Genomic DNA, 25,005 nt, shown 5'->3' with positions numbered 1-25,005 from the left:
GTTCAGTCGCGCTCGCGCACGCTCACCACCAGCAAGGCGAGATCTTCCACGCTGTCGCCGGTGGCAGCATGCAGCTCGCCCAGTGCCGCCTCGGCGCAGGCGCCGCCGCGGAGGCGGCGGTGCTCCCGCAAGGCTTGCTGCAGACGGTCGATGCCTGACGGCGCCTGGCCGCCATGGTTCGCCGCCACGCTGGGCGAATACAGCACCAGGCGTTCGTCGGCTTCGAGCTGCCCCTGCCACAGCGGCCATTCGGCGCGCTGCTTGATGCCGACAGCCGGCCCGGTTTCCAGCTCCAGCAAGCGCGTGGCGCCCGAGTCGGCCACCAGCAGCGGCGGCAAAAGCATCGCGTTGGCCAGCCGCAAACGACCACTGTCGAGGTCGAGCAAGCCGATCAGCACGCCGGGGAAGGCATCGATATCGGAATCCCCCAACCATTGCTGCGACACCTGCTGCAGCAATTCCGTCGGCATGGCACCGTGGCGCATCTGGCTGCCGATCAAGGCGCCCAGCCGGGCCAGGTACATGGCGGCGGCCAGCTCCGGCCCGGGCATGGCCGCCAGATAGAACAGGCACAGTCCGGGCGCCGGTGCGCTGAAGCCATACCCCAGCCGCGCCACGCCGGCCCGGCGCAGCACCCGCCCCGCCAGCTCGCACTGCAGCCGGGCGCCAAAGAACATCCGGTCGGCCGGCAGCAGCGAGCGCTGGGCGTCGATGCCATGCTGCCAATGGCGCTGCACGTCCTCCTGCGCCTGGCGTGACTCTTCCGCCGACTCGCGCTCGGCCAGGAGGCGCAGTCGAGTGGATTCGAGCGCGCCGGCCAGGCTGCCGATTTCGCGCGAGCCGGCCAGTGCCGGCACCGGCGACACCAGGCTGCCCAGCGCCAGCCGCGCCGCGACACGCGACAAGGCGTTGAGCGGCGCCGCCAGCCGATGCGCCAGTCCAAACAGAACGGGCAGCAGCAGCACCAGCAAGCCCAGCGTCACCCCCGCCACGACACGCAGGCCGCCTTGCAGCGTCGCCAGCAGTTGCCGCTCCGGCACCAGTTCGGCCACACGCCAGCCGGCCCCCGGCACTGGCGCCACCAGCAACCACTGTCGGCCCGACGCGACATCGCCGAACACCTGGGCCGAAGCCGGCGCATCCGCCGGCGCCTGCGCCAACGCGGCCAGCGCGGGCGATGGCAGGCGCGCGGCCAGTTGCCGCACGTTGTCGACCTTCGCGTAAGCCGGATTCCACGCCGCCAGCACCTTGCCCGTGCGATCGAGCAGCAGGAAGCGCTCGCCCTGGCCTTGCCGCGCCCCCAGGCCGACGGTGCGTTCGACCAGGCGGTCGATCGGGACGGAGGCACCGATCATGCCCAGCGCATTGCCGGCATCGTCGCGCAGCGGATAGTCGAGCGTGACGACATCCTGGCCGCCCGCCGCGTCGTCGAAATACGGATCGGACCACCACGCCTTCGCATCCGGCGCGATGCGGCTCAGGTACCAGCCCTTGGTCCAGTATTCGTAATGCCCCTTGCTGGGGCCGCCGGTGGCGAGAAAATCGGTCAGGGCCACGCCGGCGTTCGCATAGGTGACCAACAAGCCGACCCGTTGTTCCGCCACCGGGTTGTGCGGCTCCAGCATCACGCCGATCGAGGCCGTGTCGTCGCCATACAGCACGCGCGCCTTCATCAGCTCGATGAGCTGTTCGCGATCGGGCTTGGCATGGACGATCTGCCAGGCCAGCTCGTCGGTGCGGTGGTCGGCCATGGCAAAGGTTTCCCCCAGCGCGCTGGCGATGGCGCGCTGGCGGTCGAGCTGCCCCTGCACCGCGCGCTGCAAGACCCGGCCGCGCAGCACCGCATAGCCGCCGGCAAGGCTGGCCACCAGCACCACCAGGAAGCCGAGCACCATGCCCAGCGTCAGGCGCGAGCGCAGCCGCAGCGGCTTCATGGCGCGGTCGGTGCGGCGGTCGGATCTGACGCCGCCGCTGCCTCGGCAGCAGCAGCAGCGGCGGTATCGGCGAAGCGCCGCGCGATCCGCTGGCATTCGTCGGCCATCCCCAGGAAGGCGTCGAGCAGGTCGGGGTCGAAGTGGCTGCCGCGCCCCTCGCGCATGATCGCCAGGGCCATTTCATGCGGAAACGGCGGCTTGTAGACGCGCCGGCTGATCAGCGCGTCGTAGACGTCCGCCACCGCCATCAGGCGGGCCGACAGCGGGATAGCGTCGCCGGCCAGTTGCTCCGGATAGCCGCTGCCGTTCCATTTTTCATGGTGCGACAGCGCGATCTCGCGGGCGTAGCGCAGGAAGCTCTGCGGGGTTTCGATGGCGTGCTCGGCCACCATGATGGCATCGCGCCCCAGCGAGGTGTGGGTGCGCATCACGGCGAATTCGGCCGGGGTCAGCTCGCCCGGCTTGAGCAGGATGTGGTCGGGAATGCCGACCTTGCCGATGTCATGCAGCGGCGCCGACTTGTACAACAGCTCGATGGTCGCGTCGTCGCGCAGCGCGTCGCGGAAGCGCGGGTGTCCGCGCACCGCCAGCGCCAGCGCGCGCACATAGTGCTGGGTGCGCCGGATGTGGTTGCCGGTTTCGTTGTCGCGCGTCTCGGCCAGCGAGGCCAGCGCCATGATGGTGGCGTCCTGCACTGCCGCCAGCTCGCGCATGCGCCGGCGCACCTCGGCCTCGAGGTACTGGTTCTGGTCGGTCAGCAGGTCGCGCGCGCGCTTGAGCAGCAGTTGGGCATGCACGCGCGAAAGCATGATCGGCGGGCTGATCGGCTTGGTGATGTAGTCGACCGCGCCGACGTCGAAGCCGATCTGTTCGTCCTCCACCTCGTTGCGCGCGGTGAGGAAGATCACCGGGATGTCACGTGTGAGCGGGTTCTCCTTGAGCAGGCGGCAGACCTCGAAGCCGTCGACCTGCGGCATCATCACGTCGAGCAGGATCAGATCCGGCCGCGCGTCGCCGGCGGCCAGCTCCAGCGCCCGCTCGCCACCGTTGGCGACCAGCACGCGGTACTCGCCACCCAGCAGGCTGGACATCAGGCGCAGGTTCTGCGGCGTGTCGTCGACCACCAGCAAGGTGGCGCGCCCGCCGTTGTCTTGTGCGTTCACGGCTTGTCCTCCAGCAGGTTGCGCACGATGCCGCATGCGGTGTCGAATTCGAATTGGGCGATGGCCCGCGACAACACGCGGAAGCGCTCCCCACCCAGGCGCCCCCGCAGGCCCTCGCGCAAGGCATGGAACAACCGCTCGGCCTCGGCATCGCCGCTTTCCAGCTGCGCCAGCAGCCGCGCCAGGCTGGCCGTATCCGGCGGTGCCGGCGGCTCGGCCGATGCGTCGGTGCCGCCCAGCGCGGCCAGCGTCGGCTGCAACACGGCCAGCTCCCGCTGCAGCTCGGCCAACGCATCCTCATGCGGCTGCGCATGCCGCAGCGCGGTTTCCAACGCCTCGGCCGCCTGCGCCACCGGCATCGCGCCCAGGTTGCCGGCGGCACCGCGCAGCGAGTGCGCCGTGCGCTCGGCCAGTTCGCGGTTGCCGGCATCCAGCGCGGCCGCAATGCGCTCGGCCACATCGCCCTGCTCGGCGCCGAAACGTTCGAGCAGGCTGTGATACAGCACGCGATTGCCGCCGCAGCGGCGCAGTCCGGCCCGTTGATCCAGCCCGGACAACGGCGGTAGCGCCGGCGTGGCCACCGGCGAGGCCGGCGCCAGCGGGGCATGCGCGGGGCGCCACCAGCGCAGGATGGCCTGCAGCAGCGCGTCCGGGTCGATCGGCTTGGCGATGTGGTCGACCATGCCAGCCGCCCGCGTGCGTTCGCGCTCCTCGGCCATGGCGTGCGCAGTCATCGCGATCACCGGAATGTCCCGCCAACGCGGCTCGGCGCGCAGCTCGGCGGTAGCCGCGTAGCCGTCCAGCACCGGCATCTGCAGATCCATCAGGATCAGCGCCGGCGGGGGGGCGAGCTGCGGCAGGCGCTCCAGCACCTCGCGGCCATTGGTCGCCAGCTCGACCTCGGCACCGGCCTCGCTCAGCAGTTCGCGGGCGATCTGGCGATTGATCTCGTTGTCGTCGGCCACCAGCACGCGCAAGCCCTTGAGCGGCTGCGTGCCGGGCACCGGGCTGGGCGCTGCGCCCGGCGTGCGCACGCCGTTGAACAGGTGGTTGAGCGTGTCGAACAGGGACGAGGCATTGACCGGTTTGGCCAGGAAGGCCAGCGCGCCGGCCTCGTCGGCGGCGGTGCGCACGTCCTCGCGGGCGAAGGCGCTGACCATCACGACCTTGACCGTGCCGGTCTGCGGATCGGCGAGCAGGCGGCGCGTGGTTTCGACGCCGGTGATGCCGGGCAGGTCCCAGTCCATCAGGGCGAGGTCGTAGGGCCGCTGCTCGCGTGCCGCGAGCTGTGCCTCGCGCAAGGCCTGCTCGCCGCTTTCCACGAAGCTCGGTGTCACCGGCAAGCCAGCCAGAAGATCCGCCATCACCTCGCGCGCACCGGGGTTGTCCTCCACCACCAGCACGCGCAGCGCCGGCAGCGGCTGGCTGACGGCATGGACGACATCGGGCAGGCCGAACCATGCGCTGAAGAAGAAGTGGCTGCCCTCGCCCGGCGTGGACTGGACGCGCACCTCGCCGCCCATCAGCTCGACCAGGCGCTGCACGATGGAGAGCCCGAGCCCGGTGCCGCCGTACTTTCGCGTGGTCGAACCGTCGGCCTGGGTGAAGGGCTGGAACAGCTTGCCGATCTGCTCGGCGTCCATGCCGATGCCGGTGTCGCGCACCTCGAACTCCAGCTTCACCCGCGACCCCGTGCGTTCGAGCACGCGCGCCCCCACCCGCACTTCGCCATGCTCGGTGAACTTGACCGCGTTGTTGACCAGGTTGGTGAGCACCTGGCCCAGCCGCAGCGGGTCGCCCTCCAGGTTCTGCGGCACCGTTGGCGGGAAGTCGAACAGGAGCTCCAGCCCCTTGTCGAAGGCGCGCCCGCTGGTCACCGTGGCGACGTTCTCCAGCACCGCATCGAGCGTGAAGCGCAGGCTCTCCATCGCCAGCTTGCCGGCCTCGATCTTGGAGAAGTCCAGGAGGTCGTTGATGATGCCAAGGAGCGAGGTCGCCGCACCGTGGATCTTGCCGATGTAGTCGCGCTGGCGCTCGTCCAGCTGGGTTTTCAGCGCCAGGTGCGCCATGCCGATCACCGCGTTCATCGGCGTGCGGATCTCGTGGCTCATGTTGGCGAGGAACATCGACTTGGCGCGGGCCGCTTCCTCCGCCGCCGCGCGCGCCTGGCGCAACGCCTCTTCCACCCGGCGCCGCTCGGTAATGTCGATCAGCGTGCCCACCCGGGTGTTGCCGGCGCCGTCGAACAGGGTCTGCCCCTTCTCCACCACCCAGCGCACGTCGCCGTCGCGGCGCACGATGCGGTATTCGAGACTGTAGGGCTCGCGCTGCGTCTCGGCCCGGGCGATCTGCGCCTGCACGCCTTCGACGTCCTCCGGGTGGCGCATCCGCGCCAGGCTCATGTCGCCGCGCTCGACCAGGCTGGCGGCGTCGTAGCCGGTCAGCGCCTCGACGCCGCTGCTGACGAACAAGGTGCGCTCGTCGTCGGCGCGCACGCGGTACACCGTGCCGGGGATGGAATCCACCAGCACGCGGAACTGCTCGCCGCTGCGCGCCAGCTGCCGCTGCAGGGTGCGCTCGTCGGTGACGTCGACGATCAGCACCACCACCCCGCCCGGGCTGCCGTCGGCCTTGCCGAAGCCGGAGAGCAGCAGGTCGATCTCGTGTTCGCTGCCGTCGCCATAAGGCACGCGGCCCTCGATCTCGACGGTGAGCGGGGTGTCGAGCAGGCGCGCCACCTGCGGCTGCACCAGCGCGATCAGCGGCTCCGGCAACGCCGGAATGTCGCGCAGGTCGTGCCCCTGCACGCCCTCGCGGGTAACCTGGAAGGCGCGCAGGAAGGCGCGATTGCAACCGGAGATGCAGCCGTGCTCGTCGAAGAACCACACCGGCGTCGGGATGGTGTCGACCAGTTGCTGCTGGAACTGGAAGGCGGCGGCCAGCTCGTCCTGCTTGCGGCGTTCGTCGGTGACGTCCAGCGCCACGCCGACGGCGCGCAGCGCGCGGCCGGAAGGATCGCGGAACAGGCGCATCTCCGCGCGCAGATGGCGCAACTCGCCGCTGGGCCAGCGCACGCGCCAGTCGTCCGCGAAGCGGTCGCCGTCGCCGCCGATGGCGCCTTCCAGTGTGCGCCGCGCCCGGCCGCGATCCTCCGCCGCCAGGCAACCAAGCAGTGCATCGGTGGTGCCGGCGAGGACGCCTTCATCCGTGCCCAGCATGTGCTCCAGCTGCGGCGACCAGTAATGCCGATCGCGCACCAGGTTGAGGTCGAACACGCCGATGCCGCCAGCCTCCTGCGCCAGGCTGAGCAGCTCGGACTGCTCGCGCAGCGCACGCTCGGCCCGGCGCCGCTCGCTGACATCCTCGACGATCCACAGGTCGCGCCAGCTGCCACCGGCCGCATGCACGCGCCGGCCGATCAACTGCGCCCAGAAGCGTTCGCCGTCGCGGCGGCGCAGCTCGGCCTCGGTGGCGAACAGGCGGCCCGCCTCCAGCCGGCCCGCCGCGCTGCCCAGCGCGCCGGCAAAGGCCTGTTCGTCCGCGAACAGGGCGCCGAAATCCTGCCCCACCAGTGCCGCCGGATCGACATAGCCGAACATCTGCGCCAGGCTCTGGTTGCAACGCGTCACGGCGTCTACGTCGACGATGGCGATGCCGATGGGCACGTTGTCCACCAGCACGCGCTGCTCCTCCAGCAGTGCATCGAGCTGCGCGCGCGCGGCATGCTCGTCGCTGACATCGCGCAGCAGGGCGCTGAACATCACCGCGCCGCGATCCTCGCCATAAGGCGTGGCCGTCATCGCCAGGCGGCGCTCGCCGGCGGGCAGCTCGAAGCGCAGCTCGCACTCGAGCCGGCGACGCTCGCCGGCGGCATCGGCGAAGGCACGTTCGAGCTCGTCGCGCTGGCTGGCATCGAGCCGGTCGAACAGGCGATCGCTGCGCAGGCTCAAGACGTCCTCGGGCACGCCGACGATGGGCGCACAACTGCGCGCCACGAAACCGACCGCAAGCCGCCCATTCGAGCGCACCGCCGCCTGGAAGACGCCGACCGCGAGGCTGTCGGTGACCTGGCCCAGGCGGATCTGCGCGCTCTGCACGGCCTTGCGCAGCAGCATGCCTCGGCGCATGCCCAGCGCCAGCGCCAGCGACAGCAGCACCAGCACCCCCGAGGCAGCCAGCGCGGCGCGCCGCGCGCGCAGCAACTCGGCGGCAGCGTGCCGCGGCAGCACCTGCAAACGCCAATGCCGTCCACCGAAATCGATCGGCACATCGTGATCGAAACCGCGCAGGCGCAGGTCGTCGTTGGTGGCGACACCGCCCGCACCGGCGGCGAACACCGGCTGGTAGCCGCGACTGGCCGACTCCTGCAGGCGCAGGTCGACGCCGTCGGCGCCCGGCAAACGATCGACCCCGGCAAACGCCTGGCGCAGCGGCAGCAACCCCACCATCACCCCGACCAGGCCGGCGCGGCGCAGCGGCGCGGCCGGCGCGGCCAACGTGGCGTACACCGGCACGAACAGGCGCACCATGCGGTGCCCCGCCCCCGCCACCCCGGCGGCGGTGCCCTGGCGCACGAAGATCTCGCTGAGCGCGGTTTGCGCCTCGGCCCGCGCCGTGACGATGGCCTGCGAATCGATGCGCACCTGCGTCGATTCCGCGTCGAGCGGGCGCGGCGACTCCACCGTCAGCTCGGTGGCCATCACCTCGCCCGCCTCATCGGGGTTTTCCGGCATCGAGAACAGGCGCGGAAAGTACACGTTGCGCTGGTCGCCCCATTCCGGGCCGCGGCGGCCATCCAGCTCGTGTACCGCATAACCGCCCAGGCCCTGCTGCTGGGCCGCCCGCACGAAGCTGTCGTCATCCGCCTGCAATCGCCGCGGCCACCACTCCAGCCGGGCCAGCGCGGGGGTGGCGTCCAGCGCCGCGCCGGCAAAGCCATTGAAGGTCTGGCGATCCATGCGACCGTGCAGGTGGTACACCCAGGACAAGCTTTCCACCGTCTGGGCGGCATCGGCCAGGTTGCGCTGCACCCGCACACCCGTCTCGCGCGCCAGCGTTGCATAGCGCTGCTGCATGGACTGCCCCTGGGCGGCGCCGAGCACGCCGTTGATCCACCAGGCGAAGCCAACCCCCATGCCGAGGATGATCGCCAGCAGCAGCCATTCGCCGCGAGTCAGGGTTTGCGGTGCCGCCTGAGCGTCAGCCATCTGTCGACGAGGCCTCGGGGGTTGCGTCTGCTGCATCTTCGATCAAACCTGTCTATCGGCATGTGAAGGCCGGCCTGCAACGCGCCACGCCATGCCGCACGTCGGCTGGCGCGCCGAATGGACGAGGTTTTTCCGCTAAACTCCTGCTTCCGCCCGCGTTCGGGCAGTTGCCAACCGAGTGATGAACGACGACCCCGGCAGTACCAGCGGCCCCACCCACCGCACCTGGTGGGACAGGCTGGGCCACCTGTTTTCCGGCGAGCCACGCAACCGCGCGGAACTGATCGACGAGCTGCGCACCGCGCAGCAGAACGGCCTGCTCAGCGCCGACACCCTGCCCATGCTGGAAGGCGCACTCAAGGTCACCGAGCTCGCCGTGGACGACGTGATGGTGCCGCGTGTGCAGATCGTGATGATCGCCGCCGACGCGCCGCTGCCGGAGATCCTCGCCGCCGTGGTCGAATCGGGCCACTCGCGCTTCCCGGTGCACGGCGAGGACAAGGACGACATCCTCGGCGTGCTGCTGGCCAAGGACCTGCTGAAATTCTTCGGCAGCGCCGCCGACTTCGATCTGCGCGCGATCCTGCGCCCCGCGGTGCTGATCCCCGAGTCGATGCGCCTCAACGTGCTGCTCGCCGAATTCCGCCGCAGCCGCAACCACATGGCGATGGTGGTGGACGAGTACGGCGGCGTGGCCGGTCTCATCACCATCGAGGACGTGCTGGAGCAGATCGTCGGCGAGATCGACGACGAGCACGACGACGAGGAAGCCCCGGCGCTGATCCACGCCCAGCCCGACGGCTCCTGGCGCATCGACGCGCTCACGCCCATCGACGACTGCAACGAGGCGCTGGGCGCCCACTTCCCCGACACGGAATTCGACACCATCGGCGGCCTCGTCACCGCCCAGTTCGGCCACCTGCCCGAGGCGGGCGAGGAAGCCACCACCGGCGGCTTCCTGTTCCACGTCGTCGCCGCCGACGACCGCCGCGTGCAGCAGTTCCGCGTCGCCCGCCACGCGCCGGACGCCTGAGCGCCGCCCCTGCACGCTGCGGCCCAATCCGGAAGACCATGCGCCCCTTCGCCCCGCTCCTTGCCGTGCTCGCCCTCGCCTGGCTGGCCATCGCGCCCGCCCGGGCCGGCGTCGCCAACGCGCCCGGCGCCAACCTCGAGGTGTACCTGGTCACCTACGGCCCCGGCGACGTCTACTGGGAGCGCTTCGGCCACGACGCGCTGGAGCTGCGCGACGCCGCCAGCGGCGAGGCGATCAACTTCAACTACGGCGTGTTCGACTTCAACGAGACGAACTTCTTCCTGAACTTCGCGCGCGGCCGCATGCACTACCTGATGGACGCCGAGCCCACCGCGCCGGAGGAAGCCGACTACGTGGATACCGGCCGCTCGATCACCCGCCAGCGCCTCGCACTCACCCCGGTGCAGGCCGGCGCGCTGCGTGACTTCCTGTTCTGGAACCTGCGCCCCGAGAACGCCGGCTACCCCTACGACTACTACGCCGACAACTGCACCACGCGCGTGCGCGATGCGCTGGACAAGGCGCTGGGCGGCCTCCTCAAGGCGCGCCTCGCCGCGCAGCCCGGCGGCATGAGTTATCGCCAGCAGACCGACCGCCTGATGAGCGGCCAGCCCTGGCTGATGCTGCTGCTCGACCTCGGCCTCGGCCCCTATGCCGACCAGCCGCTCGATGCGTGGCGGGAAAGTTTCCTGCCCCACGAACTGCAGACGAACCTGCGCGCCATCCGCGTGCCCGACGGCCGCGGCGGCAGCGCACCGCTGGTGCAGGACGAACAACGGCTCTCGCCCAACCGCCTCGCGGCGCCGCCCGCACAGGCACCCGACTTGCGCCTGCCGCTGGGCGTCGCGGGCCTGGCCTTCGCCGCCCTGCTCGTCGTCACGGCGCGCCGCGCACGACGCGCCCACGTCCTGCTCGCCACGCTTTATCTGCTCGCCGCCGGCCTGGTCGGCCTGCTGCTGCTGGCGCTATGGACGCTCACCCTCCACCACAGCGCCTGGGCCAACGCCAACCTGCTGCTGTTCAGCCCGCTCGCCTTCCTGCTGCCACGTGCCGTGTGGCGTGCCCGCCGCGGCCACGCGCCCTCGCACCTGGCCACCGCCGCCCTCGCCCTGCAACTCGCCGCCGTTCTCGTCGCCGCGCTGCTGCTCCTGCTGCCCGGCACCGTGCAGCAGAACCAGCCCTGGCTGCTGTTCGCCCTGCCCGTGTGGCTGGCGCTGGCGTGGAGCCTGCGGCGCGCGCGCGGCTGAGCAAAAACCATCAGTGCCGGGTCGGCGGCGACGCGCCGGTGGCCACCGCCTTGCCCGGTTCAGCAAACCCCAGCTTGTGCGCCAGCAGTGGCCCGAGCGACGCGGCGAAACGCGCGGTCAGGTGCTGTGCATCGCGAAAGACCACCATCCCGCGCTGCTGGGCCGAACAGATGCCGTCGGGACACACCTGCGCGTTCATGTCCAACATGCCGACATTGGGGTAGCCGGAAGCGGCCCGCTGCTCCCAGCGATACACCCGATCCGCCTGCGGATTGGCCGCCGGGGCACTGCACGTGTGCTGCAGCCCCAGCCAGGCCGGGCGCCCGAGGTGCGAGGCCAGGCAATCCGGCCCATCGAAAGGCAGGCCCGGCGTATCGCGCAAAATGTAGATGTGCCCGACCACCGGGCTCAACACGCCAAGCACGCGCGCCGTACCGGCGATCCACTGTTCACGCGTGAAGCCGTTCGTGTCCACCGTGCCCAGCAGCACCACGTCCGGCTTGATCGCGGCGACCTGCTTCAACGCATTCGCCCGCCAGGTCGCGCAAACGGTGTATTCCTGCCGGATGCGGACGTAGAAGAAGGGCTCGTCCACCATCGGGCAGGACGACTTGGTCAGCACCAGTACGCGCCAGCCCGGCCGCGCAAACGCCGCCGCGACGGCGGGAAACCACTGGCCCGCATGGCTGTCGCCCATCAGCACCGCCGTATGCGGCGCATCGCCGGGGCCAAAGGCGCAGAAATGCACGCGGTCGCTGTGATACCAGTCGTCGCAATCCATGCCGTAAATCACCGGCGCATCCAGGTGGGCGGCCGCATAGCGTTGCATGAGCGGGGTTTGCAGCCGCGTGCTGGCCTGGTTGTACCAGCGCAGGCACACGCCGTTGGCCGCCAGCATCAGCGCCAGCGCCGCGAAGATCGCCATGCGCGGACGCCGCAGCCAGGCGCGATGGTTGCGGATGGGCGCCTCGACGAAACGGCACGATGCCCACGCCAGCAGCAGGGAGAGCAACACCCAGGCCAGGCGATACAGCGGCGCATCCGACCCCATGAGCGCCTGGCCCAGCCGCAGGATCGGCCAATGCCACAGGTACCACGCGTACGACACGCCGCCGATCCACTGCAGCGGCCGCCATGCAAGCAGCCGCGTCACGCCTGACCCCGGCGTGGCCGTGCAGCCGGCAGCGATCATACCGACGGCGCCCAGCGTCGGCAGCAGCGCCCAGGCGCCCGGGTAAGCCATGTCGGCGCCGAACAGGCCACCGGCCAGCAGTACCAGCAGCAAACCCAGCCAACCCGCCGCGCGCAGCCACGCCACATGACGTTGCCACCACGGCGTGCCACCCGGCGCCACTCTGAAGCCCAGCCAGACCAGGCCGCCCGCGGCGAACTGCCAGGCACGCATCGGCATCATGTAGAAGGCGAGTTGCGGCGCCCGGTAAGTCAGCAGCACACAGGCCGCCAGGCTGGCCGCGAGCACGACGAGCAGGCCGGTTTTCAGACGCGCGATGCCGCGCTCGCCGTCGTGTCCGATGAGCCAGACCAGCAGCGCCGGCCACACCAGGTAGAACTGCTCCTCCACACCCAGCGACCAGGTATGCAGGAAGAGGTTGCTCTCGGTGACCGGCGCGAAATAATCCTGCGGTGCGAAGGCGAAGTGGAGGTTGCTCAGCCACAGGGCCGCCATCGCGGCAGCCGAGGATTGCTCCTGCTGCTCGGCGGGCGCCAGCAGCGCCGCCGCCAACGCGCCCACCAGCAGCAGCATGAGCAGCAGCGCCGGCAGCAGGCGACGCAGGCGCCGCACGTAGAACTCCGCGAAGCGCAGTCGCCCGGTGCCGGCAGCCTCCTGCACCAGGAGCCCGGTGATGAGGAACCCCGACAGCACGAAGAACACGTCAACGCCGACGAAGCCGCCGCGCAGCCAGGGCAGGCCCGCATGCACCGCGACAACCAGCAGGATCGCCAGCGCGCGCAGCCCCTCCAGGTCGCCCCGATAACCCAACCGGTACTCGTGCCCCTTCATGCCTTGCCTGTCCGCCGCACTGGAAGCTGGCGATGGTACAGGCACGCCGCCCCGCCATCGCCACCGCCATCGCCGGCGCAGCGCTTGCCCCGCCGCGCCGCACCGACGCATCATGCTGGCATGCATGCCAGCGCACCCACCGCTACCGTTCCCGCCACCGACATGGTGATCAACTGCGTGGCCTACCACAGCGACGGTCGGCGCCTCGGCGACATCGGCGTCGAGGCGATCAGCGACGTGCTGAAGGAGCCCGACACTTTTGTCTGGGTCGGGCTGCACGAACCCGATGAGGCGCTACTGGAGAAACTGCAGGAGGAGTTCGACCTGCACGACCTCGCCATCGAGGATGCGCGCAGCGCGCACCAGCGCACCAAGATCGAGGCCTACGGCAACTCGCTGTTCATCGTGGTGCAGACGGCCCAGCTCGGCGGCGGCCACATCGCCTTCGGCGAGACGCACATCTTTCTCGGCCCGCGTTACCTGGTCACCGTGCGCCACGGCGCCTCGCTGTCCTACGCGCCGGCACGACGCAGTTGCGAGCATGCCGTCGAGCTCCTGGCGCTGGGGCCGAGTTACGGGCTGTACGGCGTGCTGGATTTCATCGTCGACCACCTGCTGCCGATCGTGCGCGACTTCCGCGAGGAATTGCAGGAGCTGGAGCAGGACATCTTCGCCGCCAGCTTCAACCGCGACACCGTGCGCCGGCTCTACGACATGCAGCGCGACCTCCTGACCCTGCGCCTGGCGGTATCGCCGCTGCAGGACGTCATCAGCCAGCTGATGCGGCTGCACCCGCAGTTGATCCCCGACGAATTGCACGCCTACTTCCGCGACGTGCACGACCACGTCACCCGCGTCAACGACGCCATCGGCGCGATGCGCGAGATGCTCGCCGCCGCGATCAACGTCAACCTCTCGCTGGTCACCTTCGGCCAGAACGAAGTGATGAAGAAGCTCGCCGGCTGGGCTGCCATGCTGGCCGCGCCAACGCTCATCACCAGTTGGTACGGCATGAATTTCCAGCACATGCCCGAGCTGGCGCAACCGTGGAGCTACCCCGCCATCATCGGCGTGGTGGGCTGCGTGGTGGGCGGCATCTACGTGGGCTTGAAGCGGGCGAAGTGGCTGTAGGCTCTCAGCCGCCCAGGCCGCCCACCACGCTCACGCTGATGGCGAGGATGAAGACGTTGAAGAAGAACGCCACCACGCTGTGCAGCAGCGTGAGCCGGCGCATCGGGCGGCTGCGCGCCGACACGTCCGACACCTGGAAGCACATGCCGATCACGAAGGAGTAGTAGACGAAGTCCCAGTAGTCGGGCTTGGGGGTGTCGGGGAAATCCAGCCCGCCCTGCAGGCGACCGTCGTCGCCGTAGTAGCCGTGCGCGTAGTGCAGCGCGAAGGTGGTGTTCACGAACAGCCACGACAGCACCACGCTGAGCGCCGCCACACTCACTGCCGAGGCACCGCCGGTCTTGGCCGCATGCAGCTCGGTGGTCAGCGCCACCAGCACCACCAGCGCCACGATCACCGTCACCGTCAGCGTGCCGCGCCGGCCGGTGTCCTGCAGCCGCGCCTGGCGACCCAGGTGCTCGGTATTGGCGCGGGAAAACATGTGCGCCAGCGTGACGAGGTAAAGCAGGGCGCCGGCATCGAAGCCCAGCAGCAGCGCGGATGCCAGACGCAGGCCGGCCAGCGCCAGCAACACGGTGGCCAGCACGAACAGCGCGGTGCAGGTACTCAGCCGCGGGCGGTTGCGGATGAAGCGCAACGGCCGCCAACGGTGCGGTTTCGATGGCGCGGCGTTCAAACGCGCAAGTCCGCGTAGTCGGAATGGCGTGCCATCCAGGCGTCGGCGTAGCTGCACAGCGGCGCCACCTTCCAGCCCTTCATGCGGGCGTAATCCAGCGCGGTACGCACCAGTTCGCCGGCCACGCCACGACCACCGGCGGCGGGCGGCACCTCGGTGTGGGTGATCGCCATGCCGCCATCGGCGAGCTGGTAGTCGAGCACGCACAGCGCGCCTTCCACCGTCACCTCGAAACGCTGTTGCCCGCGGTTGTGCTGGATATCGAGTTCCATGGCGACCATCCCGAAAGAGGCGCCAAGCATAGCGCCGTCAAGCGGCCCATTCACCGCGTGGCACGGTGCGGCGCTGGCGCACGGCGCGGGCGAGGCGTTCGAGTACGCGCACCGAGTCGTCCCAGCCCAGGCACCCGTCGGTGATGCTCTGGCCATAGGCCAGCGCGCGACCTTCGACCAGCTCCTGCCGGCCGGCCACGAGGTGGCTTTCCACCATCACGCCGACGATGCGGCGCTCGCCGGCTTCGAGCTGGCCGGCGATGTTGGCCACCACGTAGGGCTGGTTCTCCGGGCGCTTGCCGCTGTTGGCGTGGCTGGCGTCGATCATCACTCGTGGCGTCAGTCCCGCCTTGCCGATGGCGGCGCAGGCGGCCGCCACGCTGGCCGCGTCGTGGTTGGGTTGCCTGCCGCCGCGCAGGATCACGTGGCAGTCGCGGTTGCCGCTGGTCGTGGCGATCGCCGCCTGGCCCTGCTTGGTCACGGCGAGGAAGTGATGCGGATGCGCCGCCGCCTGCACCGCGTCCACCGCCACCTTCACGTTGCCGTCGGTGCCGTTCTTGAAGCCCACCGGGCAGGACAGCCCCGAGGCCAGCTCGCGATGCACCTGGCTTTCGGTGGTGCGCGCGCCGATCGCGCCCCAAGCCACCAGGTCGGCCAGGTATTGCGGCGAGATGATGTCGAGAAACTCGCAGCCGGCCGGCACGCCCAGCGCATTGATGTCGCGCAGCAGGCTGCGCGCGAGGTGCAAGCCCTTGTCGATGCGGAAGCTGCCGTCCAGGTCCGGGTCGTTGATGAGCCCTTTCCAGCCCACCGTGGTGCGCGGCTTCTCGAAGTACACGCGCATCACGATCTCCAGTTCGTCGGCGAAATGCACGCGCTGTTCGGCCAGCCGCCGCGCGTAGTCGAGCGCGGCGCGCGGATCATGGATGGAGCACGGGCCGATCACCACCGCGAGGCGCTCGTCGCGCCCCGCCAGGATGTGCTGCAACGCCTCGCGCGCCGCGCCGACGGTGGCCAGCGCGGCGGGCGTGGCGGGACAAGCGGCCATCACCGCGGCAGGGGGGCTGAGCGGCGCGATGGTGCGGATGCGCAAATCATCGGTGACGGGTTGGGACATGGCGGCGGCTCTCCTCAGGTGGGGTGCCAGCGGCGGCCATGAAAAAAGCCGCCTCGGTGTCGCTGGCGGCTTTCGGGATGGGGTTCTTCCGGACTTCAGTTCAAACGCACCCATGCCTCCGCCAGCGGCTTCGGATAGCCGTAAAACCAAAAATACTGGCGGGCGGAGTGGGTCATGGCGTCCATCAATAGCACCAAGATTGTTGCGCTGCAAATAACCGAATCAGATAACCCGGGACGGCGACGCCATGTGCCGAATCGCCAGCATCCCTTGCCCCGCTGCTCAAGGCCAGCGCCATCCATGGCGCTTCCCCGCGCCCGCCTGCCATCGCAAGCGACGCCCGGCACGAACGTTTTTTCAGCTGAGCCTCGGCGCTGACCGGAACGGGCGTCGGCCATTCGCGCCGGTTGACAGCCCGCTGCATTGGGCTACTTTCCGGCAGGACTCCCCCGGACGACCGCATGGCCACGCTCATCCCCAGCCGCAACAGTTGCCTGCCGCGCATGACCTCCGGCGAGAAGCGCGTCGCCGAACGGCTGGAGCAGAAACTGGAGGACGACTACCTGCTCTGGTATGACGTGCCGGTGGGCCCGCGGCAACTGCATCCGGATTTCGTGGTGCTGCATCCGCGCCGCGGTGTGCTGGTGCTGGAGGTGAAGGACTGGAAGGCCGGGACCATCCGCCAGGCCGACAAGACCCAGTTCAGCCTGGTGACCGAGCGCGGCCTGGTCACCGAGAACAACCCGCTGCTGCAGGCGCGCTCCTATGCGGTGACGATCAAGATGGCGCTGGAGCGCGACCCCGCCCTGCGCCAGCCCGAGGGCAGCCGGCACGCCGGCCAGTTGCTGATGCCCTGGGGCTTCGGCGTGGTGCTGGCCAACCTCACGCGCAAGCAGTTCGACGAAGGCGGGCTGGAAGCGGTATTGCCCGCGCACCTGGCGATCTGCCGCGACGAGATGTACGAGACGGTGGAGGCCGAGGCCTTTCAGGAGCGCCTGTGGGCGATGTTCCCGCAGGTCTATCCGGTCACGCTCACCCTGCCGCAGATCGACCGCGTGCGCTGGCACCTGTTTCCCGAGATCCGGGTCGAGCCGGGCAGCGGGCAGTTCGGCCTGTTCCCGCACGCCGCCGACGACGAGCACGCGCTGGCCATCCCCGACCTGGTGAAGGTGATGGACGCCCAGCAGGAGCAGCTTGCCCGCTCGCTGGGCGGCGAGCACCGCGTCATCCACGGCGTGGCCGGCTCCGGCAAGACCATGATCCTGGGCTTTCGCGCCATGCAGCTGGCGCGCGCCACGGAGCGGCCGATCCTGGTGCTCTGCTACAACAAGACGCTGGCGGCACGGCTGGAACAACTGCTGGGCGAGCGTGGGCTGGCCGACAAGGTGCAGGTGTACAACTTCCACCGTTGGTGCCACCGCATGCTCAGCAGCTACCACGTGGAGCTGCCGCCCAAGGGCGAGCGCTTCTTCGAGGCGATGGTGGAGCGGGTGATCGAAGGCGTGGACAAGGGCCGCATCCCGCGTTTCCAGTACGGCGCCGTGCTGATCGACGAAGGCCACGACTTCGAGCCGGACTGGTACAAACTCATCGTGCAGATGATCGACCCGGCCACCAACTCGCTGCTGGTGCTCTACGACGACGCGCAGAACATCTACGGCAAACCCGAGCGCCGCAAGCTCAGCTGGAAGAGCCTGGGCGTGCAGGCGCAGGGCCGCACCACCATCCTGAAACTCAACTACCGCAACACGCTGGAAACCCTCGCCGTGGCGCGCGCCTTCGCCAACGAACTGCTGGAGGCGCATGGCGCCGACGACGACGGCGTGCCGCTCGTGGCCCCCGAAAGCGCCGGCCGGCGCGGCCCGCTACCCGAGCTGATCCGCACCGACTCGGCCAACGCCCAGCTCGATGTGCTGATCGCGCGCCTGCGCGACGAGCATGCCCACGGCCGCCCCTGGGGCGAGCTGGCGGTGATCTTCCGCAACCACTGGGAAGGCGAGAAACTGCACGAGGCGCTGAACCGCCAGGACATCCCCTCCAGCCTCGCCGACGAGCGCGGCAAGCAGGCGCTGTTCGTGGTGAAGGACAGCGTCAAGCTCGTCACCATGCACTCCTGCAAAGGCCTGGAATTCCCCTTCGTCGCCATCCCCGGCCTGGGCGCGCTGCCCAAGGAGGGCCAGCGCGAGGTCGACGAGGCCCGCCTGCTCTACGTGGCGATGACCCGCGCCACCGAGCGCCTGCTGCTGATCCACCACCTGGACTCGGTGTTCACCCGCCGCATCCGCGACTCCATCAACGACGTGCAGGCGCAACTGGCGCGATAGCCGCTGGCACAAGCTGTGCGTTGGATGAGCTTGCGCGAAAGCCCCCTCACCCCAACCCTCTCCCCCAAGCAAAGCTTGGGGGAGAGGGAGACAAGCTCGCGCCGCGCAGCATCTCGTTCCGACCCACTGGCGTTTTCCCGGTTGAAGGAAGCCACGCGGCTGATGCTCCCTCTCCCCCGGCTTTACCGGGGGAGAGGGTTGGGGTGAGGGGGCGCCCTCCCGCTAGACTGCACGACTCACGCCCCACGGAAACCCATCATGCGCCGCCTGCTGCTCGCCGCCACGCTCGCCCTCGCCACGGGCTTTGCGCCCGCCCACGCCACCGACCTCAGCCAGTTGCAGAAGATCGACCATGTCGTTGGCACGGGCGTGGTGGCGCGCAACGGCGACACCGTGCTGGTGAACTACACCGGCTGGCTGTACGACGCCGGCGCCAAGGATCACCACGGCAAGGAATTCGACAGCTCACAGGCCAGCGGCGAGCCGATCCGTTTCACGCTGGGTGCGGGCCAGGTGATCGCCGGCTGGGATCAGGGCATCCGCGGCATGCACGTGGGCGGCAAGCGCACCCTCGTCATCCCTGCGCGCCTCGCCTACGGCAGCCGTGGCGACGGCGATGACATCCCGCCCGACGCCACCCTGGTCTTCGACGTGGCGCTGGTCGGCGTGCGTTGAACTGGGAGCATGGGCGGTAGAAACATTCGAGGCAAGGCGCTCCACAACAGCGAAGCTGGTCAAGGTCGGCCATGCGAGGGCGGATTTTCGGCGCTTCGCCGCCCCCATAGCGGTTCTATGGGGCAGGCAGCAACGGAAATATGCACTGCATGGCAGGCTTTGCAGCCCGGATGATTTCTGCCGCCCGCGCTCCTAGGCCGGCGCAGCCTCCGTCCCGCCATCCGCCACCACGCAGTTGCGACCGCTGTCCTTGGCCAGGTAGAGCGCCGCATCGGCGTCCATGCACAGGCGCTGCAGGTCGTGGCCGGAGCGATCCGTGAAGGCCAGGCCCATGCTGGTGGACGCCGTGATGAGGCTATCGCCAAACGTCACCTTGCTCGCCGCCACCGCCTGCCGCACGCGGCTCGCGATGAGCAGCGCCTGCTCGCGCGAGGCATCCACCAGCAGGATGCCGAACTCCTCGCCGCCCAGCCGGCCGAACAGATCCACCGGCCGCAGGTACTGCTGGCAGGCGGCCACCGTTTCGCGCAGCACCGCGTCGCCCGCCGCATGGCCGTGCGTGTCGTTGATGCGCTTGAAGTGGTCGAGGTCGAGATAGGCCAGGCAGGCCGCGCCGCCACGCTTGTGCAGCCGCTGCAACACCAGCGCGGCATCGCCCATGAAGTGCTGGCGGTTGAGCAGCTCGGTCAGCCCGTCCAGCCGCGACAGCCGCTTGAAGCGCAGCTGCGAGCGCTTCAACCGGATCATGCCGAACACACCGAAACCCAGCGCCAGCGCCAGCAGCACGATATACAACCGGCTCGCCTCCGCCGTCTTCGCCGCCAGCTTCTGCTGCAGGCGCAGCTCGTTGTTCTGCCGCGCGAGCTGCTCCGTCTCCAGCTTCTGCGCCAGCACGTGCTGCTGCACCGTCTCGTAGGCCAGCGCACGGGCGTTGACGTCGTCGAGATAGGCCTTGTCCAGGGCGACGAATTTCTCGTAGTCATCGAGCGCGGCGGCGGCGTGGCCCTGCTTCTTCTCGATACGGTAGAGCACTTCGTAGGCGTCTTTGCGCCACATATCGAAGTCGCGGGACGGCCCGGCGGCAATCACGGCCAACGCCGCTTTGCGGGCGGCTTCGTCCTCGCCAAGCTCGGCCAAGGCCAATGCCTTGGCATTCAGCATAGTCAGCTTATTTGGAGTATCTATAGATGAATTTACGCGCGACCTAATATTATCAAGTAAAGCTAACGCGTATCGCGGCCGCCCACTATGGGCATACAGGTCAAGTTGAATTATGGATATACCTGTATTGAAGAGCGCTTCTCGATCTTTCGGGCAAGCATCGAACGCCCGCCGCAATTCCACGCTATCAGGTTTGAGCTGATGACCCTCAAAAAGCGCTTCAACCAGTACAGCAGCGGCATAGCATTGACTGCTTTCTGCAGCGTCAGTGGCCATTGCCATATGTGCATAACGCTCAGCCAGCCCTGTTTGCCCAGCCAATCCCATCGTTTGCGATAAGTTAAGTAATAACGAGTAGCGAATCTTGGCATCCACCACTCCTGGCAGCCTCGTCGAAATGCGATTTGCCAAATTAAAAGCATCAATGTAACGATTAGTAATTCCGTACTGACTCAAGAGCATCGCAGAGGCACGATCTACCAGCTGGGCACTGCCGGAGTTTCGTATAATTTCTTTGAACAGCTCCTCCGATTTATCATACTTACCCTCTTGCTTAGCCTCCCACCCATCAAGAAGGCGCAAGTGCCATTGCTGACTCAGCGTAAGGCTGGCGGCATGTTCGTTAAGTTGTGCCAGCAACTGCACGGAGCGTGCATGATCTGTGACCTGCAGATCCCAGGTCTGCTGGAGCAAGGCATCAGCATCAGCGGCAGGCGGGGCAGCCTGCGCTGGCTGCAAGCACAGGCAGACGGCAAGAGTCGCGCCAGCGACCCATCGCTTCAAGCGGCCCGTTCGCCAAGACATGCTGCCCCACCCGCCCTGACTTCGACCTATTCGGGCTTCTGGGTAGATAGCGACGACGGTGGCTCGTCGGGCTGGCGGCGCTCCGGCGCGGGCTCGTCCTCATCATCGTCCTCATGACCCGGGGCATGAGTATTTAACACCTGCGTAGACTGCTGAAGCTTCAGCTCCCGGCGCAGCGGCGCGCCATCGCCAAGGATCACCGCCTCCGCGAGCTCGGCGCTCGCCTGCGCCTGCTCCAGCACGTCCTTCAGCTCACCGGCCTGCGCATACCGCAGCGACGCGTCGCCGCCAATGGTTTCCAGCCATTCGATCGTATCCACTCGTGCTTCCCCTGTTTCCCGCGGCGACGCCGCGGCCGGTGCCAAGTATGCCGGTTCGGGTGGGTGCCGTGGGAGCCCCGGCTCAGCCCGGGGTGGCGGCGTCGATGGCGGTTGCCTCGATGCGGTTGCGACCATCGCGCTTGGCCCGGTAGAGCGCGGCATCCGCCTCGCGGCACAGCTGCGGCCATTCGACCGCGCGCGCACTGGTGAAGGCCAGGCCCAGGCTGACGGACACCACGAGGCGCGCCTCGCCGTGACGCACCACCTGCGCCGCCACCGCCTGCCGGATGCGTTCGGCGATGGCCAGCGCCTGCGCGTGCGAGCAGTCCACCAGGAGGATGCCGAACTCCTCACCGCCCAGCCGGCCGAACAGATCAGCCGGGCGCACGTGCTGCCGGCAGGCGGCCACCGTTTCGCGCAGCACCACGTCACCCGCCGCATGGCCGTGCGTGTCGTTGATGCGCTTGAAGTGGTCGAGATCGAGATAGGCCAGGCAGGCCGCGCCGCCACGTTTGTGCAACCGCTGCAACACCAGCGCGGCATCGCTCATGAAGTGCTGGCGGTTGAGCAGCGCGGTCAACCCGTCCAGCCGCGACAGCCGCTTGAAGCGCAGCTGCGAGCGTTTCAGCCGCAGCAGCGCGAACCCACCCAGGCCCAGCGCTGCCAGCAGCAGGGCGATGTACAGCCGGTTGGCTTCCGCCGTCTTGGCCGCCAGCGCCTGCTGCAGGCGCAGGGCGGCGTTCTGCCGGCCCAGCCGCTCGGTGTCCAGGCGCTGCGCCAGCATGTGCTGCTGCACGGTCTCGTAGGCCGCGGCGCGGGCGTTGACGTCGTCGAGGTGCTGTTTGTCCAGGGTGGCGAAGCGCACGTAGTCGTCCAGTGCCTCGGCGGCATGGCCCTGCCGCTTTTCCACCCGGTAGAGCACCTCGTAGGCATCCCGCACCCAGCCGTTGTCGCCACCACGCCCCGGCGTGGCCAGCACGGCCTGCGCCGCCTGCTTCGCGGCCGCGTCGTCGCCGAGCTGCTCCAGCGCCTGCGCCCGTTCCAGCTGCGCCGACATGGCATGCGGGTAGTAGCGCCGGGCATGGATGCCGGGCTGGATCGCGTCGAGCAGTGCCAGCGCCTGCCGCGCCTGATTCGCCGCCAGGTGCAATTCGCCCTGCAACAGGTGCAGCGCATCGACGACGACGGACTCGCGCGCCGCCGTGCAGGCGTCGATGGCACGCTGCAACACCGGGTTGTCGAGGCGCAGGCGTTTGGCGTCATCCAGCGCGGCGGCCTGCAGGTAGCGCGGCCGGCACGGCGATTCGCCCGCCGGCAGGTGCTCCTCCATCAGCTGCGCATAGTGCAGCGCGAGGTCGGTCTGACCGGCGCCGGCCAGCATCTGCGACAGCGCCAGCAGCACCTGGAAGCGCGTCCGCGCATCGGTCAGCCGTGGCAGTTCGCCCGTCAGCTGGTTGGCGAGCCGGTAGGCCTCCAGGTAACGCCCGGTCAGGCTCAGCGTGGTCATCAGCAGGGCGTTGGCCCTGGCCACCTGACCTGGGTCACCGGCATGCGCCACCACATCACGCAGCAGGCGCTCCGCCTGCGGATAATCGCCCTCGTACATGGCTTCCCAGCCCTGCAGGTCACGCAGGCGCCAACGCTGCGCCTCGTTCAAGCCTGCGGCCGGTGCTTCGATCTGCGCCAGCAGACGTTCGAATTGCAGGTGGTCAACCGTGCGCAGACGCTCCGCGCGCGCCAGCAAGTCGGCATTGTCAGCCGCAGGGGCCAGCGCATGGCAAGCCGGCACGGCGAGTGCCCAGGCCATCGCCATCAACAAGACATTCGACAGGAAAGGTGTCAACGAAGGCATCACACCTGCCACGACGGCATGAATTCGCGGCCGCACCAATACGCCCACCGCTTTTTCGGTCTACACCGCGCCCCTGCAAGCGTCAAGCGCGAGCCACCACGCGGGCGCCGCCCCCCTGCCCAGAGCCCATGAAAATTTCGAGCGTCGTCGCGAGGGCGTCGCCGGGCCGGCTTCCGAAACATGCAGAGAACCCGAACCGGCCGTTACCGGTCACGCGCCAGACGACAGGCTTTCGCCATCCGCCACCACGCAGTTGCGACCGCTGTCCTTGGCCAGGTAGAGCGCCGCATCGGCGTCCATGCACAGGCGCTGCAGGTCGTGGCCGGAGCGATCCGTGAACGCCAGACCCATGCTGGTGGACGCCGTGATGAGGCTGTCGCCAAACGTCACCTTGCTCGCCGCCACCGCCTGCCGCACGCGACTCGCGATGAGCAGCGCCTGCTCGCGCGAAGCATCCACCAGCAGGATGCCGAACTCCTCGCCGCCCAGCCGGCCGAACAGATCCACCGGCCGCAGGTACTGCTGGCAAGCGGCCACCGTTTCGCGCAGCACCGCGTCGCCCGCCGCATGGCCGTGCGTGTCGTTGATGCGCTTGAAGTGGTCGAGGTCGAGATAGGCCAGGCAGGCCGCGCCGCCACGCTTGTGCAGCCGCTGCAACACCAGCGCGGCATCGCCCATGAAGTGCTGGCGGTTGAGCAGCTCGGTCAGCCCGTCCAGCCGCGACAGCCGCTTGAAGCGCAGCTGCGAGCGCTTCAACCGGATCATGCCGAACACACCGAAACCCAGCGCCAGTGCCAGCAGCACGATATACAACCGGCTCGCCTCCGCCGTCTTCGCCGCCAGCTTCTGCTGCAGGCGCAGCTCGTTGTTCTGCCGCGCGAGCTGCTCCGTCTCCAGCTTCTGCGCCAGCACGTGCTGCTGCACCGTCTCGTAGGCCAGCGCGCGGGCGTTGACGTCGTCGAGATAGGCCTTGTCCAGGGCGACGAATTTCTCGTAGTCATCGAGCGCGGCGGCGGCGTGGCCCTGCTTCTTCTCGATGTGGTAGAGCACTTCGTAGGCACTTTTCAACCAACGGTCCGAACCACTCGACTTCCTCTGGATCACGGCTAAAGCCGCCTTTCTGGCTGCATCGTCGTCACCCAAGGCGATGAACGCCTGCGCCCGACTCACCAGAGCCGCCAATTCGATGAGTTCGTAATCACTGACCGCAACGTCTGGTTTGGTTCGGTCAAGCAGAGCAAGCGCCTTGCGGGGTTGGCCTTCATGCACATACAAATCAGCCATTACGATCTGCAGATTAGTGCTGTACACCGATTCACTTGAAGCCGCGCAGGCATCGAGTGCCCGCTGTAGCTCTGGACTGCTGGATGCGAGCCGATGGCCGTCATTGAGCGCCTCAACCAGGCTCGATGACGACCAACAAATACTGGCCCCGGGAGGGGCTTCCGCCACCGCCATGCGGGCGTAATACACGGCCAAATCAGTTTCGCCCGCCAACATCAAGGTGTTCGTCAAATTCAACAGCAGTGAGATGCGAACCATCCGATCAGTGACCAATGGCAGGCGAATCGCAAGGCGATTGGCCAACTCAAACGCATCGGTGTAACGCCTGGTAAGTCCAAACTGACTCAACAACAGGGAAGACGAGCGATCCGCCAACAGTGGATCACCCGAATGCCGAATGATGTCCCGGAATAAAGCCTCTGACTCGGCGTAATCGCCTTGGTACATGGCTTCCCAAGCGTTCGAGTAGCGAAGGCGCCACTGCTGGCTCGGTGTCAACGTTGATGCATTGCGATTGAGCAACGCCAGTTGCCTGAGAAAACGCGGGTGATCCACGGTCGCCAGCGTCTGGGTTTGTTTGATGAGATCGTCCGTATCGCTAACAGCCGCTGCGGCACGGCCAACCTGCCAGCAGAAGCAACCGGCGGCAAGGCCCACCCCGCAAACCCAGCGCCACAGGCTATTCACAACCTCCCCGCACCTTCACTTGACGACCGTTGGATTACCAAGCAGTACCGTCAAAACAACCGCCCCACAAACTATTCAAGCCCAAAATCCAGCCA

16 protein-coding genes are annotated in these 25,005 nt (G+C 68.5%); 5 read left to right on the top strand and 11 right to left on the bottom strand.

The features are described from left to right. Positions 1-2 precede the first annotated feature (2 nt). Genes AC3WQA_RS13910 through AC3WQA_RS13900 form a run of 3 tightly spaced genes read right to left on the bottom strand, consistent with a single transcriptional unit; the run spans position 3 to position 8,304 of the window. On the bottom strand, positions 3-1,934 hold the full coding sequence (locus tag AC3WQA_RS13910; protein WP_492675639.1) for a SpoIIE family protein phosphatase: 1,932 nt from the start codon (positions 1,932-1,934) through the stop codon (positions 3-5). Beyond that, positions 1,931-3,097, bottom strand: coding sequence for a response regulator (locus AC3WQA_RS13905; RefSeq protein ID WP_492675638.1), 1,167 nt, complete (start codon positions 3,095-3,097; stop codon positions 1,931-1,933). Before AC3WQA_RS13905 ends, AC3WQA_RS13910 begins: the two co-directional genes overlap by 4 nt. Then, entirely contained in the window at positions 3,094-8,304 is a 5,211-nt protein-coding gene (locus tag AC3WQA_RS13900; RefSeq protein WP_492675637.1) for a response regulator, read from the bottom strand. The genes AC3WQA_RS13905 and AC3WQA_RS13900 overlap by 4 nt, the downstream gene beginning before the upstream one ends. A 181-nt stretch (positions 8,305-8,485) precedes the next feature. Between AC3WQA_RS13900 and AC3WQA_RS13895 the strand changes: the two genes are divergently transcribed. Further along, positions 8,486-9,337 carry a CorC family transporter gene (locus AC3WQA_RS13895; protein WP_492675636.1) on the top strand — a complete coding sequence of 284 codons (852 nt, stop codon included), beginning with the start codon at positions 8,486-8,488 and terminating at the stop codon, positions 9,335-9,337. A 38-nt stretch (positions 9,338-9,375) separates the two neighbouring features. Then, the gene (locus AC3WQA_RS13890) at positions 9,376-10,584 is read left to right on the top strand and encodes a lipoprotein N-acyltransferase Lnb domain-containing protein (RefSeq protein WP_492675635.1); all 1,209 of its coding nucleotides are present in this window, start codon (positions 9,376-9,378) and stop codon (positions 10,582-10,584) included. A 10-nt stretch (positions 10,585-10,594) separates the two neighbouring features. Here the strand turns inward: AC3WQA_RS13890 and AC3WQA_RS13885 are convergent, their stop codons facing one another. Then, on the bottom strand, positions 10,595-12,607 hold the full coding sequence (locus AC3WQA_RS13885) for an acyltransferase family protein (protein WP_492675634.1): 2,013 nt from the start codon (positions 12,605-12,607) through the stop codon (positions 10,595-10,597). 120 nt (positions 12,608-12,727) lie between these two features. Here AC3WQA_RS13885 and AC3WQA_RS13880 point away from each other — a divergent pair, with 120 nt between their 5' ends. Next, positions 12,728-13,738: a magnesium and cobalt transport protein CorA gene (locus AC3WQA_RS13880; protein WP_492675633.1), complete on the top strand. Its 1,011-nt coding sequence runs from the start codon at positions 12,728-12,730 to the stop codon at positions 13,736-13,738. A 4-nt stretch (positions 13,739-13,742) separates the two neighbouring features. Here AC3WQA_RS13880 and AC3WQA_RS13875 read toward each other — a convergent pair whose 3' ends face one another. From AC3WQA_RS13875 to AC3WQA_RS13865, 3 genes are read right to left on the bottom strand one after another with little or no spacing between them, the layout of a single operon-like run. Beyond that, positions 13,743-14,375 (bottom strand): DUF1345 domain-containing protein, encoded by a 633-nt coding sequence (locus tag AC3WQA_RS13875; protein WP_492675632.1) that lies wholly within the window; start codon positions 14,373-14,375, stop codon positions 13,743-13,745. Between the two features lie 35 nt (positions 14,376-14,410). Continuing rightward, positions 14,411-14,686, bottom strand: coding sequence for a GNAT family N-acetyltransferase (locus AC3WQA_RS13870; protein ID WP_492675631.1), 276 nt, complete (start codon positions 14,684-14,686; stop codon positions 14,411-14,413). A gap of 37 nt (positions 14,687-14,723) precedes the next feature. Then, positions 14,724-15,803 carry a 3-deoxy-7-phosphoheptulonate synthase gene (locus AC3WQA_RS13865; protein ID WP_492675630.1) on the bottom strand — a complete coding sequence of 360 codons (1,080 nt, stop codon included), beginning with the start codon at positions 15,801-15,803 and terminating at the stop codon, positions 14,724-14,726. A 461-nt stretch (positions 15,804-16,264) separates the two neighbouring features. Between AC3WQA_RS13865 and AC3WQA_RS13860 the strand changes: the two genes are divergently transcribed. Together AC3WQA_RS13860 and AC3WQA_RS13855 are read left to right on the top strand one after the other, a co-directional pair. Continuing rightward, positions 16,265-18,127 carry a DEAD/DEAH box helicase gene (locus AC3WQA_RS13860; RefSeq protein WP_492675629.1) on the top strand — a complete coding sequence of 621 codons (1,863 nt, stop codon included), beginning with the start codon at positions 16,265-16,267 and terminating at the stop codon, positions 18,125-18,127. 258 nt (positions 18,128-18,385) lie between these two features. Then, on the top strand, positions 18,386-18,802 hold the full coding sequence (locus AC3WQA_RS13855) for an FKBP-type peptidyl-prolyl cis-trans isomerase (protein WP_492675628.1): 417 nt from the start codon (positions 18,386-18,388) through the stop codon (positions 18,800-18,802). Between the two features lie 192 nt (positions 18,803-18,994). On the opposite strand, the gene AC3WQA_RS13850 is transcribed toward AC3WQA_RS13855, so the two are convergent. From AC3WQA_RS13850 to AC3WQA_RS13835, 4 genes are all read right to left on the bottom strand, one after another. Then, complete coding sequence (locus AC3WQA_RS13850; RefSeq protein WP_492675627.1) at positions 18,995-19,963, bottom strand: GGDEF domain-containing protein; 969 nt, start codon at positions 19,961-19,963, stop codon at positions 18,995-18,997. Between the two features lie 830 nt (positions 19,964-20,793). After that, positions 20,794-21,087, bottom strand: coding sequence for a hypothetical protein (locus tag AC3WQA_RS13845; protein ID WP_492675626.1), 294 nt, complete (start codon positions 21,085-21,087; stop codon positions 20,794-20,796). A gap of 82 nt (positions 21,088-21,169) precedes the next feature. Continuing rightward, positions 21,170-22,939, bottom strand: a complete 1,770-nt coding sequence (locus AC3WQA_RS13840; protein WP_492675625.1) for a GGDEF domain-containing protein — start codon at positions 22,937-22,939, stop codon at positions 21,170-21,172. 210 nt (positions 22,940-23,149) lie between these two features. After that, positions 23,150-24,910 (bottom strand): tetratricopeptide repeat-containing diguanylate cyclase, encoded by a 1,761-nt coding sequence (locus tag AC3WQA_RS13835; RefSeq protein WP_492675624.1) that lies wholly within the window; start codon positions 24,908-24,910, stop codon positions 23,150-23,152. Between the last annotated feature and the right edge of the window lie 95 nt (positions 24,911-25,005).

It is taken from the genome of Rhodanobacter sp. FW106-PBR-R2A-2-24, from assembly GCF_058789615.1.
This window is presented reverse-complemented; position numbering and strand designations above follow the sequence as displayed.